This is a genomic window from Gillisella taibaishanensis (genome assembly GCF_001938985.1).
In the GTDB taxonomy this organism is placed as follows: Bacteria; Pseudomonadota; Alphaproteobacteria; order Rhizobiales; family Rhizobiaceae; genus Allorhizobium; species Allorhizobium taibaishanense.
Genome location: NZ_MKIN01000002.1, coordinates 1 through 598, shown reverse-complemented (window position 1 = coordinate 598; position 598 = coordinate 1). Strand labels below are relative to the sequence as shown.

At 64.7% G+C, this 598-nt stretch carries 1 protein-coding gene; it reads right to left on the bottom strand.

Annotated features, from left to right (window positions below; genetic code table 11):
- The coding region (locus tag BJF91_RS00005; protein WP_139310532.1) for a fibronectin type III domain-containing protein at positions 1 to 598 on the bottom strand (598 nt) is incomplete at both ends.

The following is a 598-nucleotide window of genomic DNA, read 5'->3' as shown; positions in this document are numbered from 1 at the left end:
GTCACGGTGATCGTCACGGTGGCCGGAGAGGATGGGCCCGTGGCGTTGGTGGCGGTATAGGTGAAGCTGTCAGACCCGGAATAGCCTGCGATCGGGATATAGGTGATGGATGTTCCATCGGCGGCTGCCGTGCCATGCGATGCTGCCGAGGCCACGGCAACGGATGTGGCTGCACCGCCAGTGATGTTCAGCGTGATGGTATTGTTGGACGAGTTTGCGCTGACGGTGGCGCTGACGGCATTGGCGACCGGAGCCTGAAGGGCTGCGGTCGGTGTAACCGAGTTGGAAGCCGACGACGCCGAGCCTGTTCCGGCACTGTTGGATGCCGTAACGGTGAAGGTATAGGCCGTGCCGTTGGTGAGGCCTGTCACGGTGATGGGACTTGCCGAGCCGGTTGCGGTGATGCCGCCCGGACTGGAGGTGACCGTATAGCCGGTGATGGTTGCGCCACCGTTGTTGGCGGGCGCGGTGAAGGCCACGCTTGCCTGGCCGTCACCGGCGGTGGCAGTTCCAATCACCGGTGCGCCGGGAACGGCTGCCGCGACGGCGAGTGAGTAGCTTGCGGCGCCAGTGACGCTGTTTGCATCGGTCGCGGTGA